We start from the raw sequence: 15,010 nt of genomic DNA on the forward strand, positions 1-15,010 counted from the left end.
GCAGCATGAAAAAGCTGCTGCCGATTTTTTCCTACCTGTTCCACCCGCTTTTTGTACCGGCGTACGCCACGCTTTTTTACTTTTTCATTACCAGGAACTTCTTTTACCAGCATGAGATTTACCTTGTATTCCTACAGGTGCTCATACTTACCCTTTTGTTGCCTATGTCGGCGTTTTATCTTCTCAAATCACTCGGGAAGGTAAAGACCCGTATCCTGAATGATAATAAGGAACGTCGGCTGCCGCTTGCCTTTTACTGCATATTGTTGCTGATACTTATACGGAACAGCTTTTCCACTATAGTTGTGCCCGAACTGTATTACTATTTTCTGGGGATGCTGCTTAGTGCGATGTTAGCGCTGATTTTCCTGCTTTTTGGGTTCAGGGCCAGCCTCCACATGATTGCAATGTCATCGCTCACACTGTTCATCATCAGCATATCGGCCTATTACCACATAACCTTCCTTTATATTATTATCTTTTTGGTGCTTTGTTCCGGTTTTGTCGCTTCATCAAGGCTGCAGTCGGGTACAAATGGTTTGGGCGAGGTTGTGCTTGGCACGCTTATAGGGATCCTGCCCCAGGTCGGGCTTTGGTATTTCTGGCTGTTGCCATCGATATAATAATTGCTACAAAATGTAAAATATCAGCCCGAGGTTGAGCGATTGCATTTTCACCTCTTCGCCACTTTCAAGATAAGTGTTTTTGTATAAGGGAGTAATCGCATAACAGGCATAAAAGTTCCAGGTGTTCCATCCCGCAGAGAGATAGGCGCTATATACAAAGCGGTTCATGTTGCTGTCGTTGCGCACCTTTACGGTTTTGCCTACATTGGGTTCATACTGTGCCTTGTCATACAGGAGCATGCTCACCTTGGCACCGGCGTACACACGCCAAAACCTGTGGTCAATTGAGTTGGAATTTCGCCATCTCAATTCCAGTGGTACCTCAAGGTAGTGCAATACCAGCTTGTTTTTGTCAAAACTGCCTTCGTCCATGGCTGCATAGTTCTTTACCCCTCCGCCAAGGTCGGTCACCACAAGGTTATGCTTGATGTTGCTGTAAGAATATCCGATGCCCAGCGCGATGGAGTGGTTCCTGCGCTCGTTGATGGGCATATCCCGTAAAAATCCTGCTGATAAGCTCGTAGAAAAAGAATACTGTTTGTACCCAACCGGCTTACCCTGCATCAGGTTATACGAAATAGTGGCGTAAAACTGGTCTTCCCTGTACTTCGGATCGTTAAAGGCCGGTACGCTGTCCGTTTCGATGGTGTCGCGAGCACGTTCCAACTCACTCACCTGTGCCGAAATCGGCAGGAAACACAAACCCATCAATAAGGCATATAGGTAACGCATACGGTTTTTAAGCTTAGTACTGCAAAGATGCGAAAAGTTTTGTTTGCTATGGGTTGTACTTTACCATGAATTATACATTTTTCGCCAATTAACCGGTGATTTCCTGTTTATAAGCTTTGATAAGCGTATCATGCTTTTTTAAAGATGGTACTGGCAGTATGCCCGCCAAAGCCGAATGTATTATTCAATGCATAATTCACTTCATGCTCCAGTGGTTTGCCCAGAACGATGGAAAGCCCCTTTGGTATTTCGGCATCTAATGTTCCAGTATTGATAGTTGGCGGTACAACATTGTTCTTTACTGCCAATATGCTGATGATGCTTTCAATGGCGCCGGCAGCACCAAGCAAATGCCCTGTCATCGATTTGGTAGCGCTTACCGGGACATCCAAACCTTTAAAAACAGCAGCAATGGCCGTGAGTTCACTCAGGTCGCCCTGCGGTGTGGAAGTCGCGTGTGCATTGATGTAGTCAATATCCGACGGCTGCAATCCGGCATCCGCCAACGCTTTTCGCATACCCAGTGCCGCACCAAGCCCGTCGGCAGGGGTACCTGTTAAGTGATACGCATCGGCGGCCATGCCGCCACCTGCGATTTCGGCATAAATCGTTGCTCCCCGTGACACGGCATGATCCCATTCTTCAAGAATGAGCGCACCCGCACCCTCGCCGGCCACAAAGCCGTCACGATGGGCATCAAAAGGCCTGGAGGCACCTTGCGGATCGTCATTATTTTTAGACAGGGCATGCGAAGCATTGAATCCGCCGATGGAAGACTGCGTGATTGCAGCCTCACTTCCTCCGGCAATCATCACTTTGGCCTTACCGAGGCGGATGGTATCGAATGCGGAAATGATGGCAGTATTGGATGAAGCACATGCCGAAACAGTGGCATAATTCGGCCCGTGCAATCCATAGCGTATCGACAGCACGCCCGCTGCAATGTCCACGATCATTTTTGGGATGAAAAAGGGGTTGAACCTCGGTGTACCATCACCGGAATGGAATTCTTTGAGCTGTTCTTCAAAGGTACCAATGCCGCCGTTGCCGGATGCCCAGATTACGCCAACATCAAAGCGGTCTTGTTGCGGCATGGCTTCAAAGTCCAGGCCTGAATCTTTCACAGCCTCATCGGCTGCCGCAATGGCATACCGGGTAAAAAGATCGTATTTGCGTGCTTCCTTGCGGTCCACATATTGGGTAATGTCGAAATCCTTCACCTCGCAGGCAAATTGCGTCTTGAATTTGGATGCGTCGAATTTAGTGATGGGTCCTGAACCGCTTTTCCCGGCAAGGATGTTTCCCCAAAATTCAGGTACTGAATTGCCCAGCGGTGTTATCGCGCCAAGGCCTGTAACTGCTACTCTTTTCATGATTTATTTTTAATGTCCGTACGCAGCAGGTTGGTATAGCCTTTAGCGACCAGTTTCGTCCTGTCCTTATTCCAAATCTCGCATTGCGCATTGGTTATCTGGCTTCCCTTCTTCAGGATGGCGGTTTTGGCCACTACCACATCGCCTTCCCGGGCCGGGGAAAAGTAGTCAGTAACCAGGTTGACCGATACATAAAAGCAGGGCTCGCCATAGGATATGAGTGTTGCCCCAATGGCGTCGTCTATCATAGCCGCCGTTACACCGCCATGCAGCGTACCGAACGGGTTGGTCATTTCTTTGCGGACGGTATATTCAAAGGTCAGGCTTCCGTCTTCTACAGCTGCCATTACAGGCTTCAGCCAGTTCATGAAGGGCGAGGGGGAATTTTCGACCTCTTTGCCTATATAGTTTTGTAAAAATTCTTTTGCTTTAGTATCCATGTTTTTTAATTTAATACCAAGTGGTATATTATAATTATATTTTATACCAATCGGTATATTATTGTTTAAAAAAATTTATTTTGCTATTTCGTCGATCATTTTTTCGGCCTGCTTCATGGCCGCCTTAAAACCGGTCATCCTGCCTGTCACTTTAGCCAGCATTACGCCGCCTTCTATAAGTGCGATGAGCGCAAATGCAAATTCTTTCTCATCGAACTTCTGGCGGATTTCCTTTCGCTCACGCCCCAGCCTGATTACCGCCAGGATTGTGCTATGCCAGCTATCTATGGCACTCCGCACTTTTATTTTCAGGAGGTCATGGGTATCGTCGCATTCCACAGCGGTATTGAGTACCGGGCAACCGCCCTGAAGTGCAGGCGCTTTTATGAGTTCAGCATACAAAGTCAGGTAGACCTTCAGTTTGTCCACTGTTTTTGAGTGTTCTGCCATCTTCTTATTTACGAGGGATGACATAAGGCCGAAATTGTGGTCGAAAACCGCGAGCGCCACGTCATCCTTGTTACCAAAGTTGCCGTATACGCTGCCTTTGGTCAGCCCCGTAGCTTCAGTAATGTCGGCAATGGAAGTCCCGGCATACCCTTTCCTGTTGAAAATGGGTGCTGTTTTCTCAATGATGAACTGCCTGGTTTTTTCCGCTTTAGTCATACATCAAAAGTACAAAATTTTTTATACCAATCGGTATATTTTATAGAATAATCTAAATTTTGTTTTTACGGGGCCAAATCCCAATCTTATGCTAATTGACGTGTATATATTCGTTTTATTGGGTAACTTTATGGATATAATTAAATTCAAACACTATGCAGATTAACATAAACACCGACAATCACATTGACGGAAGCGACAGGCTCGAAAATTACTTTTCTGAAGTATTGCACAACACACTGAAACGTTTTGAAGACAAGATAACCGGCCTTGAAGTCCATATAGGCGATGAGAATGGCGATAAAACAACAGGAGGCGATAAACGCTGCTTAATCGAAGCGCGTGTCAATGGCCTCAACCCGCTGGCAGTGACAAACCATGCAGATACTGTTGAGCTTGCCATTAAAGGCGCGGCCGACAAGATGAAGCATTTGCTGGAACATACATTCGACAAGATGCGTACGCATTAATAGATATCTTGCCTAAACCGAAAACCTTCAGGGACTGCCTGGAGGTTTTTTTTGTGCCTTTAGGATTGAATTCCGATTAAAAAAGTAATTTTAAGCTCCGAAAAACAAACCCATGAACCAAAACATCATCCGCTGGGGCATCATAGGCTGCGGCGACGTAACTGAACGCAAGAGTGGCCCGGCCTATCAAAAGACGGAAGGATTTGAACTCCACGCCGTGATGCGCCGTGATGCTGAAAAGGCGGCCGACTACGCCCGGCGTCACAATGTCCCGAAGTTTTACACCGATGCCGATGCGCTCATCAGCGATCCGGAGGTGGATGCGATATACATTGCCACCCCGCCGGACACCCATAGATTGTATGCCCTGAAAGTTGCCCGGGCGGGGAAGCCCTGCTGCATTGAGAAGCCTATGGCGCCATCGTATGCCGAATGTGAGGCTATCTGCGAGGCGTTTGAGGCTAAAGGATTGCCACTGTTTGTGGCCTACTACCGCCGGTCATTGCCAAGGTTTTTGCAGGTTAAGAAGTGGATTGAAGAGGGCCGGATAGGGGATGTACGCCATGTGAGCTGGCACCTGGGCCGCACACCATCGGCGACAGATCTTTCCGGGGATTATTTTTGGCGTACCGATGCCTCCATAGCCCCGGCAGGGTATTTTGACGACCTGGCCAGCCACGGGCTCGACCTGTTTGTTTATTTGTTCGGCAACGTCAGTTCAGCTTCAGGGCACAGCCTCAACCAACAGGGGTTGTATACTGCCAAAGATGCCGTATCCGGATCCTGGCTGCATGAAAGTGGTGTGACCGGTGTTGGCACATGGAATTCGGGTTTATCCGAACGTGCCGATGATGTGGCCATTTACGGCAGCAAAGGGAAAATAGAGTTTGCTGTTTTTGATGATGTGCCGTTGGTGCTTACCAATGGAGAGGGCAGGCAGGAAGCCACTATTGCACACCCTGAAAACATCCAGCTGTACCATGTGCACAACATGCGGGAGCATTTGTTGGGTAATAGTACGCACCCGTCTACAGGGCGAAACGGGGCGCATACCAGCTGGGTCATGGATAAGATACTGGGACTATATAAATAAAAAAGACAGTCCGAAGACTGTCGCTTTCATAGTAACCAAAACCAAACTTTAACGTGCCGCGATCGTCTCCACAAATGTCCTGTCGTTGTACTCCAGGATTACGGTGATGTTTTTCGCAGCAGTATTGTTTACGTCGAATTTCTTGGTGCCTTTCACGGTACCTGTGTAAAGTTCCACGTTATTTTCATCATACATCCTGATGGCTGCAGGCGCTTTGCCGTTGTCGGGTACGCTAACCATTACGAAGCCATCTTTTTTAGCAAGCACGGGCTTACTTACTTCGGCTACAGCCTTATCACCCACGATAACGCCATTGTTAGCTATCGTAACCTCATACTTTGCTACTTTAGCGCCGGTTTCTGCTTCAAGATAATATACTCCGTCGGGGAAGGAAGCCAGGTCATACGTCCTATTGATCTTACCGTCCTTGCTCCTTAGCGTTTCAGAGAAAATTACTTCTTTATCCTTTGAGCTTATTGATATCATAACGCTTTTTTCGTCATCTATGGAGAAGTTTACCAGCTTACCTACACCTGTCCTGACTCTTAAGGATAGTGCATTGCCATTTGCCATTGCAGTCAGTGCTGAAAAAAACAACGCTACTGCCAAACTGATTTTTAATACATTTTTCATAATTCGTGATTTAATGATTGAACCTTGACTGATGATTTTTGATAGTGCTAAATTACTACTATACTAATGGCAGCGTTACAGCAATATTTTCTAATATCTATGTTATTTTAACCTTCGAAAACGTTATAATTAAAATATCTGAAAATATTGTTGCAATATGGTTAACTTTGTGCTCATAAAGGTCTCAAAATCATGAAGACAGCAACAGCTACATTTGAGGTTATAGAACCGTCCTTCGGCAGTTCTTTCTACTATTCCAGATATCAGCAAAATGCGAATATTAAGGCACATGTATGGCATTACCATCCTGAAGTAGAGCTGGTATTTGTAAAAGGCGGTGCGGGCAAGCGGCAGATAGGCAGCCATATTTCCTATTATACCGATGGCGACCTTATACTCATAGGCAGTAACCTCCCGCATTGCGGTTTTACCGATGAAGCCACCGGCAACACTACGGAAACCGTCATACAAATGAAGCCGGATTTCCTGGGGGAGGATTTTTTATCCCTTCCCGAAACTATGGGTTTGCAAGCGCTTTTCGAACGCGCCAAAGGCGGCCTGGCGTTCGGCCCTGAAGCCCGAAAGCTTGTCGGCCAACGCATGGAGGCCATGGATGCCATGCAGCCGTTCGAGCGCCTGCTGACTTTGGTAAGTGTACTGCATGACCTTGAAAAGTCTGCAGACCACACCATACTTAATGCCGATGGCTTTGCAATCGAGACACAGGTTCAGGACAACGACCGCATCAACATGGTATTCAATCATGTAAAGGATAACTTTCGGGAGCCCATTGCCCTGGACGAAGTAGCGGGGATGGCAAGCATGGCGGTCCCGTCGTTTTGCCGTTATTTTAAAAAGGTAACTAAAAAGACTTTTACGCAGTTCGTGAACGAATACCGGATTGTGCATGCCTGCAAGCTATTGGCTGAAAAGCACATACCAATATCCGATGTGTGTTACGAAAGCGGCTTTAATAATTTTAGCCATTTTAATAAGTCGTTTAAGGAATTTACAGGCAAGAGCGCTTCGCAGTACAGGAAGGAGCTGAGGGAAGTGGTTTCGTAAGGACGCGATTCGCTGAAAGATCCATCTGAAACCTGCAATCCGGAATTCTTACACCACCATCAGATTACATCCCCGTATGTCGGAATTATCAAAACGTCCCAGCACTTCAAACGACTGGTTGGGGTATTTTTTGCCCAGGTCCTGTGTGGCGATAAAGGAGCAGGAGTTGATGTTAGCAAGGTCAATCACGTTGATACCGCCGGTTTTGCCATAGTCAATATAAGTTAGTGCATCCTCTGTATCGCGGATGAGGACATCCATCCAGGGCGGGCACTCAAAAATGCCATCACCAAGCGAGTAGGCCTGTGAAAGCAATTCGGTCATGCCGTATTCGGAATGGATCTTGCTTACGCCAAAGCCTTTGCAAAGTACTTCATGCAGTTCTTCACGTATCATTTCCCGTCGCCGGCCTTTCATGCCCCCGGTCTCCATGATGATGGTGTTCCTGAGGTGAACATCCTGCTTTTCAACCAGGTCGAGCAGGGCATAGGTTACCCCGATGAGCAATACGTTTTGGCCTTCGGCATCGAGTGTAGTCAGCTTTGAGATAAGTTCGTCGTAATTGTGCAGGTAAAAGCCGCTGTTGGGGTTGTTAGAGCCTTCTATGAGATCTTCAACCATATAGATGAGCGATGACCCCTCGCGCTCGAGATAGGATGGGAGAAGCGCTAAAACAGCATAGTCCTCAATATTTCCATAGAATTGCGAAAACGCCCGGCGGAAACTCTGCTCGTAATAATTTAAATCGGTTACCAAATGGCGGCTGGTTACCATCCCTGTTGTCCCGCTGCTCGTAAAAGCAACCTGAACCGGATCCTGGGAACTTAAAACCTCATGGGTTTTAAAAAACTGGATGGGCAGGAAGGGTATTTCCTTAACCGACTTTACATTCTGCTTATCCTTGCCCAAAAAGCCGCAAAAGTCACGGTACACCGCATTGTTCTCGTACTGGTGGCGGAAGACTTTGAGGGTTATCTTCTCAAACTCTTTTTTGGAGGCAATGGTAAATATGTCGGAGGCGCTGATCACGGCAGAAGTTTTGGCAAAAGTACAAATAAAAAAAGCATCCGACGCGGCAGATGCTTTTGAGGTATATTTTAAAAAAGCTTACTGCACCACCAATTTCTTAGTAGCCGTTTTTCCTTCTTCAGTTATTTTTACGATGTATACGCCGCTTGTAAGGTTGCTTACATTGATAGCCGTAGCAGAAGTTGTAGTGTTTACTACCTGCTTGCCAAGAACGTCGAATATCGCAACGGTTTTTGTAGCGTTAGCATCCGAAGTAATGTTAAGTACATTGCCTTTTAGCGGGTTAGGGAATACTTTCAGGCCTGCGATAGCGCTTTCTTTGACACTGGCTGTTCCGCCTGTTACGGAAGCGTAGGTTGTACCTGTCCTTAATTCATCTATTTGAAGGTTTCCTGTGCCGCCATTCGCAACGTTGCCGCCCTGCCTTATAAGGAAAGCCTCAATAGTTGTTGCTGCAGGCTCTGTGCCGGTTGCATTAGTTGTGCCTCCGGCTTCGCTGCCGCCCGGAGTAGGATTTACCCAAAGGGTGGCGGTGTTTGTGGCTAATTCATATTTAACGACTGCAAATACAGTTGTATTTACCGGAAGGTCAGTTGCCACAAAAGCAGGGTCAGCTGTTCCGCCTCCGGCATTCAAGATGCCAAGGTTAAAAGTATTTGGGGTGGCACCCTGCTTAATGTTCAATCGGGCATAATAGGCTGTCCCGTTAAAAAGCTGGCTTAAGGATAAGAAGTAGTCGCCGTTCGAGCCATTTACTTCGAGTCCCGTAGTGTTGTCTACTTTAATTAATGCGGAAAAATATGCAGCACCGGTTGATATCGCCTGCGGAAGCGCTTTTTTAACGTCTTCGCTTTCGCCTGCCACCAACGCGATACGATTTCCTGCAGATGCAGGCAGCCCGGTGAAGGAAAGGCTGTTGCCGGCATCACTAGCTGTAGTGAGTATCTTAATTTGCCCGGATGTTCCGGAGGCGGTAGTCCAGCCGTTGGCACTGAGATCGCCTGTGCCTGTAAAAGAGTCAAATGTCTGCCCAAAAGAAAAACCTGCAGCCATTAGTAGCGTAAAACAGTAGATTTTTTTCATTTTGAATAATTTTGAGTTTACTCAAAGATAACAAAAAAAATCACTAAAATAAAAAAACGCCCTGATAACAAGGCGTTTATAATTTAAATCTGTGGCCGGTGCTTATTTTACAACCAGCTTGCGTGTTGCAACGGCATTGCCCTGCTGTATTTTTACGATGTATACACCTGATGTAAGGTTTACGTTGATTACTTCATTTGCTGTTGTAGTGTTAACTACCTGCTTGCCAAGTACATCATAGATTGCAACTGTTTTAGCTTCGCTGCTGTCTGATGTAATGTTAAGTGTGTTGCCGCTTAGTGGGTTAGGGAACACTTTAAGGCCTGAAATAGCGTTGTCTTTAACACCCGCAGTTGATTGATCTATAAGTGAAACACCATCATAATAAATTATACCTGAATCTGCTCCTGCAGCTTCCTGATATATCCTAAAATCAAGCCTGAATGCTGTTGCTGTTGCAGGGGCCGTTAAAGTATATGTTACTTGCTGCCAGCCAGACGTGTTGGCCATATAATCAGGCTGTAAAACATCAAGATTGTCAGTTAACTGATTTGCGCCAGACCTCCAAGAAGCCCAGTGCCTTCCTTTTGCATTGTCGCTTTCATCTTTAACCCAGTATGAAAAAATATAACTGTGACCTGGTGTTACCGGAATATCGGTAACTGCAGCTTTTACATTTCCTGTCCCTGCAGGAGCTGTGAATTTAGCAGAACTTGTGCCTTCGTTAATATTAGCCGCTCCGGTTTCCTGAGTTAGACTTCCTCCATTTGCAGGTACTGTAACCGTAAATCCTTCTGGAGCTCCATCAGTCCAAGCTTCAAATCCTCCATTTGAAACTAGGTTTTGGGCATTTGCAGAAATAGCTGTAAGTGCTACTACAGATAATAATGAGTAGATTTTTTTCATGTCGATAGTTTTTGAATTTATTTTCGTTACAAAAATAACAAATACTGTCTGAAAATGAAAGAAATCGTAGTAAAATTAAGACGGTTTTAGCAACTGGTTAACGGAGTGTTAATTACTTCACTATCAGTTTCCTGGTGGCTGAGGCTTCGCCTTCTTTGATTTTTATTACATAAACGCCAGGGGTAAGGTTGGTTATGTTCAACTCTTTGCCCGTCAGGGTTGTTTGCAGTATTTTCTTTCCAAGCACATCATAAATCTCTACTTCCTTGCTCTGGCCTGACTTCGAAGTCACATAAATCCTGTCCGAAGTAGCAGGGTTCGGGTAGATGTTCAGTCCCTCTATGGTTTCCTTATTGGATGCGGAAATTCCTTTGTTTTCCTGGGCTGAGGAGCCAAGCGAAAACAAAAAGAAAGAGAGTAAGGTGATATAAAAGTATTTTTTTGCCATTGGTGAAAATGATGTTGTAAATATATAAAAAATATTCCAAATACTATACCAAAATTACTTTTGGCAAAAATTTATTAAAATAGTGAGGACTATATCGTTTTTTATAGAATAAAGGCCGCTAATGCATAGGGTTTTATGTGTTATTAACGTTTATTACCCATAAAATAGCCCCTCAATGCAAATTGCACGAGGGGCTAAAAGTATACTAACTAACTTAACCTCTAATTCTTAGAAAGCAGTGTAGCCTGTCCATCCGAATACTGAAGTATCAGCACCACCTGTAGCGCCTTCAGTTACGTTGATTGCAGCGCTGTTAATGCCCGCTTTGTTGTCTGTAAGGTTTAAGGCTGTACCTGTAGCTTTAATTGTGATAACAGTGCCTGTAGCAGCATCACCTTTAGAATCTGTACAGTCTACAAGGTCGTCCGGAGCTGTTGTAGCCGAAGCATCCCACTTAACCAGTGTGTTAGTGATGTTTGCGCCGCTACCCCTTCTTACTTTGATCACGTCAGAAAGTACAACCGGAGCCCTGTTTACAATAGTAAGCCCTGTTAATGTTGGGTTAGACTGGCCTGTGTGGTTCGGGTAGTCGCCGTCAAGGTTACCATCAGCCTCAATACCCCTTGGGTCAGAAGAAAGGCCGGTGAATGATTCTTCCCTTACACCATAAGCATTGGTAAGTTTACCAACCCATCCTTGTGTCCAGTCAAACATATCATCTTTAGCGTTTACTACAAGCAGGTTCTCAACGTCTACAGTACCGCCAAAAAATTCGATAGCGTCGTCATCGCCATTGTAGATAGCAATGTTTTTTATTGTAGTGCCTTTACCAACACCGTATAGTGTAAGGCCGTTAAATTCTTTTTCACCGTTGATGCGTGCGCCTGAATACCTGATGATTACATGGTTTAGCATACCTGAGTCAGAGTTCACGTTCGTACCTCCGTAGAAGTGGTCAACAACTTCAGTTACCGCTGTACCGCCACCGCTGATTGGAGCATCACCACAAAGGATAAGGCCACCCCAGTTTCCTGCAGCAGGTGTAGCAGCGTTTGATGTGAAAGTAATTGGGTTGTTTGCTTCTCCCTGGGCATCGATCCTTGCGCCCTGCTCAACGATTACATATACGTTTGTTCCGCCGGCCTGTGCTTTAAAAGTAGTGCCAGGGTTAAGCTTTAGCGTATAAGGAGGCCTTACAACAAGTCCGCCTGTTAGTACATACTCGCCTGCAGGCAGCTCAAGGTCAGCGCCAATAGCACCTTTAAGGTTGTTTGCGTCAAAGTCAGGATCTTCTGTTGATGTGATTACACCATTCATTTGGCCATCTCCTGAATTATTGCCGGAAGAATCGTCGTCGCTACATGCTACGAATGAGCCTGCAATAACAGAAAGCATTAGGATTTTTTTGATTGTGTTCATGATTAAAATTTAATAGTTAAAAGTTAAAAAGTTTATGATCTAAATTATAATTAGAGAGTCCAGTTCAACCCTACTGAAAAGAACATTCCTTTCTTGTAAGAGCTGATTATCGATTCGGAAGTCGTGCCTTCAACTGTCGTGGTTTCCTGGGTTAGCTTGTACTCAGGGTTTAGCAGGTTTTTAGCCGCAATGCTAAACTGAAGCTTTGACTTTATCAGTTCGAATTTGTTAACGAAGTCAAGCGACGGAACGCTGTTTTCCAAAATGTTCTCGTTTCCGCCCGGGCCTCCTGTACCCACAGCATATACCTTGTCGTAGAAATACCCGAATACAAGTGTTGACGTAAGTGCTGTTTTTTCGTTTTTAAACATATAGCTTAGGTCAGAGTTAACAAGCCATGGTGAGGCTCCCTGCATGCGGCCTTTTTCATGTGTAAACTGTACTGTAAAGTTGTCGGTATCCACATCATCCTGCTCCTGCATAGTGTACAGGTACGATCCGTTAAGGCCAAAGGTCATCTCGCTGCTCCGTATGTCGCTGGTGATATCGAAGATGCTTTTGCGTAATTCAACTTCTATACCTGTAACCATTGCTTTGGATGTGTTTACATAAGAGAAGTCATTGGCAGCCGAAGCAACGCGTATACGGCTGATAGGGTCTTTTATGTATTTGTAAAGCGCGCCCACGGAAATGATTTCCTTTTTAGAAAGGTACCAATCGTATTTCAGGTCGATGTTGTAATTCGTTGAAGGAAGGAGGTTAGGGTTACCTACATCAGACAGGTTGACATCTTCGTAAAGGAACGGCGCTGTTTCTTTAAACTGCGGCATGGTATATGTCTGGCTTGCAGCAAAACGCAGCGTGTTCTTTTCGTTGATGGAGTATTTAAGGGTAACGCTTGGCAGCAAATAGGTCTCATCGATTACCGAAGGGTCGATTGCCAGGTTTTCAACACTGCTTGATACGTTTGTGTCCCAATCGATTGTTTGCTTGAATGTTTCAAAACGCACGCCGGCCTGTGCAGTGAACTTTTCACTGAAGGGGTACACCATCTGTGCAAATCCGGCTACTACATCGCGGTCAGCAAGGTAATAGAACGGGTCAAGTGAATTTTCCCCGGATCCCCTGTTGGTTATAAGGTCAAATCCTCCGCCAAACTTGCCCAGTGTAAGGTTTTCCTGGTTGAATACGGCTTCGGGGTTATTGATGTCGATTGCTTTAGGGCTGTCAAAATCATAGTCGAACTGCGTAAAGTTAAAAGTCCTTTCAGTCGACCTCATGTCAGCACCTATGGTCAGTACCTTTTGCAAGTTCGCTTCAGGATTGAAGCTGTAGTTCAGGGAAACTGTTCCGGCCAGGTCATCTTCCTCAAGGGTTGAGAAGAAACGGTTGTTAAGCCTTGCGGAGTTGCTGGCAACCTGGTAGCCGCCTCCATTTGTGTCGCTGTAATCAAAATCGTATGAATTCGTTCTCCTGTCCGGCTCCGATCCCCTCATCATATTGTAGGTGAATCCCGCATTGGCGCTTATCTTATCGGAAAATTTATATTCACCAAGCAATTGATTTACAAAAAGGTTGTTGTTGTTCATCTGCTGGCGGCGAATCATAGAGTTGGTGGCAAAGTCATTATCGTTTATGCTTGTCGAAAAGCCGTGGTAGTCATCAACCGATTGGGTGTTGTCGTGAACATAAAGCGAGTTTAGGGCTATGCTTTTGCCTGTGCCGAAACGGTATTTGGCAGAACCCATCATAGTTTGTGTGGCGTTGTATTCAGATCTTTGGAAAGTAAGGTCTTTTCCGGCCTGCCCCCTTGGGTTTACCTGCCTGGCCTGCCCTTCACGGAAATTATAATCGCTATTGTTTACAATTGTTCCAAAAAGTGACAGCGACTGGTCTTCGCCTATGTTGATCTTGCCGCCGCCTACAAGGCTGAAGTTTGTATTTACGGTATTGCTTTTTTCAATTGGCTTAAACTTCGTTTTAAAGTCATACTGCCCCAGGTCGGTAATAGGGCTGTCCTTCCCGTTTTCCAAAAAGCCGAAGTAATTGTGGGTGCCGTCGGCAACCAAAAAGGTGGCATCAAGGGCATTGGTGTTAAAGCCGGTTCCGGCCGATGCGGAGAAAAATGCATTTTGGTCGGCTTCCTTCGAGGCAATGTCAATGTTGGCTCCGGCTACATCGCCATATATGTTGGCGCCAAAGGTTTTGTTGATGCTTACATTCTTAATGATATTCGAGCCAAACAGCTCCAGGTTTACGTTTTTATAAACCGGATCTTCAGACGGTAACGGAAGCCCGTTTAAGGTGGTAGAATTGTAGCGGTCGCCAAGTCCGCGTACAAATACGTTATTTACGCCTTCCTGCTTGGCAACACCGGTAGTTTTTACTACTGCTGCCGCTGCATCGCTTACGCCTTTACGGCTAAGTTCCTGTGCGCCGATGGCCTGTTTCATTTCAACCGCGTTTTGCTGCTCCAATAGCAGCGCGCTTTCCTTTTCGCGGCTGATTACCTTTTCAATTACCACATCTTCAAGCTGTACGCTGTCCGATTGGAGTTCCTTGTTTACTGTTTTAGTTTCGCCTGCTGCTACGGTTACGGTTGCTGTTGCGTCGGAGTAGCCAAGAAAGGCAAAAGTGATCGTGTGTGTTCCGGCCGACACGCTTAGCGTATAATTGCCATTCTCATCCGTATTTGTGATGATGTTGGTGCCTTTAACGCTTACCGAAGCAAAGGGCAGCGTTTCGCCGTTCATGTCCTTGTCGGTAACCGTGCCCCTGATTGTCGCGTTCTGGGCAAGTCCCGCAAAAAAGGTGAATAATGTAATTAATAGAAATTTGAATTTCATTTGTCGTCGTCGTTGTTTTAATTTTGGTGCAAAGTTGGTTCAGGCATCTAAATCACGTGTTACTTAAATGTTAGCTTTAGAATTGGTATTTATTACTAAATTGTTAAGACATTAAATAATGGTTAACACGTTTAAAGGTTTTGTATTATCTTTACCTTTACAGCCGCAAAACATTCACATA

General features: G+C 45.6%; 15 protein-coding genes. 4 read left to right on the plus strand and 11 right to left on the minus strand.

Annotation, left to right across the window (positions count from 1 at the left end):
- Positions 1-5: 5 nt before the first annotated feature.
- Complete coding sequence (locus OGH69_RS06485; protein ID WP_265173639.1) at positions 6-623, plus strand: hypothetical protein; 618 nt, start codon at positions 6-8, stop codon at positions 621-623.
- Positions 624-629: 6 nt separating this feature from the next.
- Here the strand turns inward: OGH69_RS06485 and OGH69_RS06490 are convergent, their stop codons facing one another.
- The 4 genes from OGH69_RS06490 to OGH69_RS06505 all read right to left on the minus strand — a co-directional run bounded on the left by OGH69_RS06490 (position 630) and on the right by OGH69_RS06505 (position 3,837).
- Entirely contained in the window at positions 630-1,358 is a 729-nt protein-coding gene (locus OGH69_RS06490; RefSeq protein ID WP_265173640.1) for a porin family protein, read from the minus strand.
- A 128-nt stretch (positions 1,359-1,486) separates the two neighbouring features.
- A complete protein-coding gene (gene fabF / locus OGH69_RS06495) occupies positions 1,487-2,731 on the minus strand; it encodes a beta-ketoacyl-ACP synthase II (protein WP_265173641.1) in 1,245 nt (414 codons plus the stop codon).
- Complete coding sequence (locus tag OGH69_RS06500) at positions 2,728-3,171, minus strand: PaaI family thioesterase (RefSeq protein ID WP_265173642.1); 444 nt, start codon at positions 3,169-3,171, stop codon at positions 2,728-2,730. The genes fabF and OGH69_RS06500 overlap by 4 nt, the downstream gene beginning before the upstream one ends.
- Positions 3,172-3,246: 75 nt before the next feature.
- Positions 3,247-3,837 (minus strand): TetR/AcrR family transcriptional regulator, encoded by a 591-nt coding sequence (locus OGH69_RS06505; RefSeq protein WP_265173643.1) that lies wholly within the window; start codon positions 3,835-3,837, stop codon positions 3,247-3,249.
- Between the two features lie 155 nt (positions 3,838-3,992).
- Between OGH69_RS06505 and OGH69_RS06510 the strand changes: the two genes are divergently transcribed.
- Both OGH69_RS06510 and OGH69_RS06515 read left to right on the plus strand, forming a co-directional pair.
- On the plus strand, positions 3,993-4,307 hold the full coding sequence (locus OGH69_RS06510) for an HPF/RaiA family ribosome-associated protein (RefSeq protein WP_265173644.1): 315 nt from the start codon (positions 3,993-3,995) through the stop codon (positions 4,305-4,307).
- A gap of 112 nt (positions 4,308-4,419) precedes the next feature.
- Positions 4,420-5,400, plus strand: coding sequence for a Gfo/Idh/MocA family protein (locus tag OGH69_RS06515; RefSeq protein WP_265173645.1), 981 nt, complete (start codon positions 4,420-4,422; stop codon positions 5,398-5,400).
- 48 nt (positions 5,401-5,448) lie between these two features.
- Here the strand turns inward: OGH69_RS06515 and OGH69_RS06520 are convergent, their stop codons facing one another.
- Positions 5,449-6,033: a hypothetical protein gene (locus OGH69_RS06520; RefSeq protein ID WP_265173646.1), complete on the minus strand. Its 585-nt coding sequence runs from the start codon at positions 6,031-6,033 to the stop codon at positions 5,449-5,451.
- A 192-nt stretch (positions 6,034-6,225) separates the two neighbouring features.
- Between OGH69_RS06520 and OGH69_RS06525 the strand changes: the two genes are divergently transcribed.
- Positions 6,226-7,098 carry an AraC family transcriptional regulator gene (locus tag OGH69_RS06525; RefSeq protein WP_265173647.1) on the plus strand — a complete coding sequence of 291 codons (873 nt, stop codon included), beginning with the start codon at positions 6,226-6,228 and terminating at the stop codon, positions 7,096-7,098.
- A 48-nt stretch (positions 7,099-7,146) separates the two neighbouring features.
- Here the strand turns inward: OGH69_RS06525 and OGH69_RS06530 are convergent, their stop codons facing one another.
- The 6 genes from OGH69_RS06530 to OGH69_RS06555 form a co-directional block, all read right to left on the minus strand.
- The gene (locus OGH69_RS06530; RefSeq protein ID WP_265173648.1) at positions 7,147-8,127 is read right to left on the minus strand and encodes a LuxE/PaaK family acyltransferase; all 981 of its coding nucleotides are present in this window, start codon (positions 8,125-8,127) and stop codon (positions 7,147-7,149) included.
- Between the two features lie 78 nt (positions 8,128-8,205).
- Positions 8,206-9,210 (minus strand): T9SS type A sorting domain-containing protein, encoded by a 1,005-nt coding sequence (locus OGH69_RS06535; RefSeq protein WP_265173649.1) that lies wholly within the window; start codon positions 9,208-9,210, stop codon positions 8,206-8,208.
- Between the two features lie 102 nt (positions 9,211-9,312).
- Entirely contained in the window at positions 9,313-10,116 is an 804-nt protein-coding gene (locus OGH69_RS06540) for a T9SS type A sorting domain-containing protein (protein ID WP_265173650.1), read from the minus strand.
- 112 nt (positions 10,117-10,228) lie between these two features.
- Positions 10,229-10,564, minus strand: coding sequence for a T9SS type A sorting domain-containing protein (locus tag OGH69_RS06545; RefSeq protein WP_265173651.1), 336 nt, complete (start codon positions 10,562-10,564; stop codon positions 10,229-10,231).
- Positions 10,565-10,792: 228 nt separating this feature from the next.
- Positions 10,793-11,983 carry a hypothetical protein gene (locus tag OGH69_RS06550; RefSeq protein ID WP_265173652.1) on the minus strand — a complete coding sequence of 397 codons (1,191 nt, stop codon included), beginning with the start codon at positions 11,981-11,983 and terminating at the stop codon, positions 10,793-10,795.
- A 50-nt stretch (positions 11,984-12,033) separates the two neighbouring features.
- On the minus strand, positions 12,034-14,829 hold the full coding sequence (locus OGH69_RS06555; protein WP_265173653.1) for a TonB-dependent receptor: 2,796 nt from the start codon (positions 14,827-14,829) through the stop codon (positions 12,034-12,036).
- Positions 14,830-15,010: the final 181 nt, after the last annotated feature.

This window comes from Flavobacterium sp. MFBS3-15 (assembly GCF_026107645.2).
In the GTDB taxonomy this organism is placed as follows: Bacteria; Bacteroidota; Bacteroidia; order Flavobacteriales; family Flavobacteriaceae; genus Flavobacterium.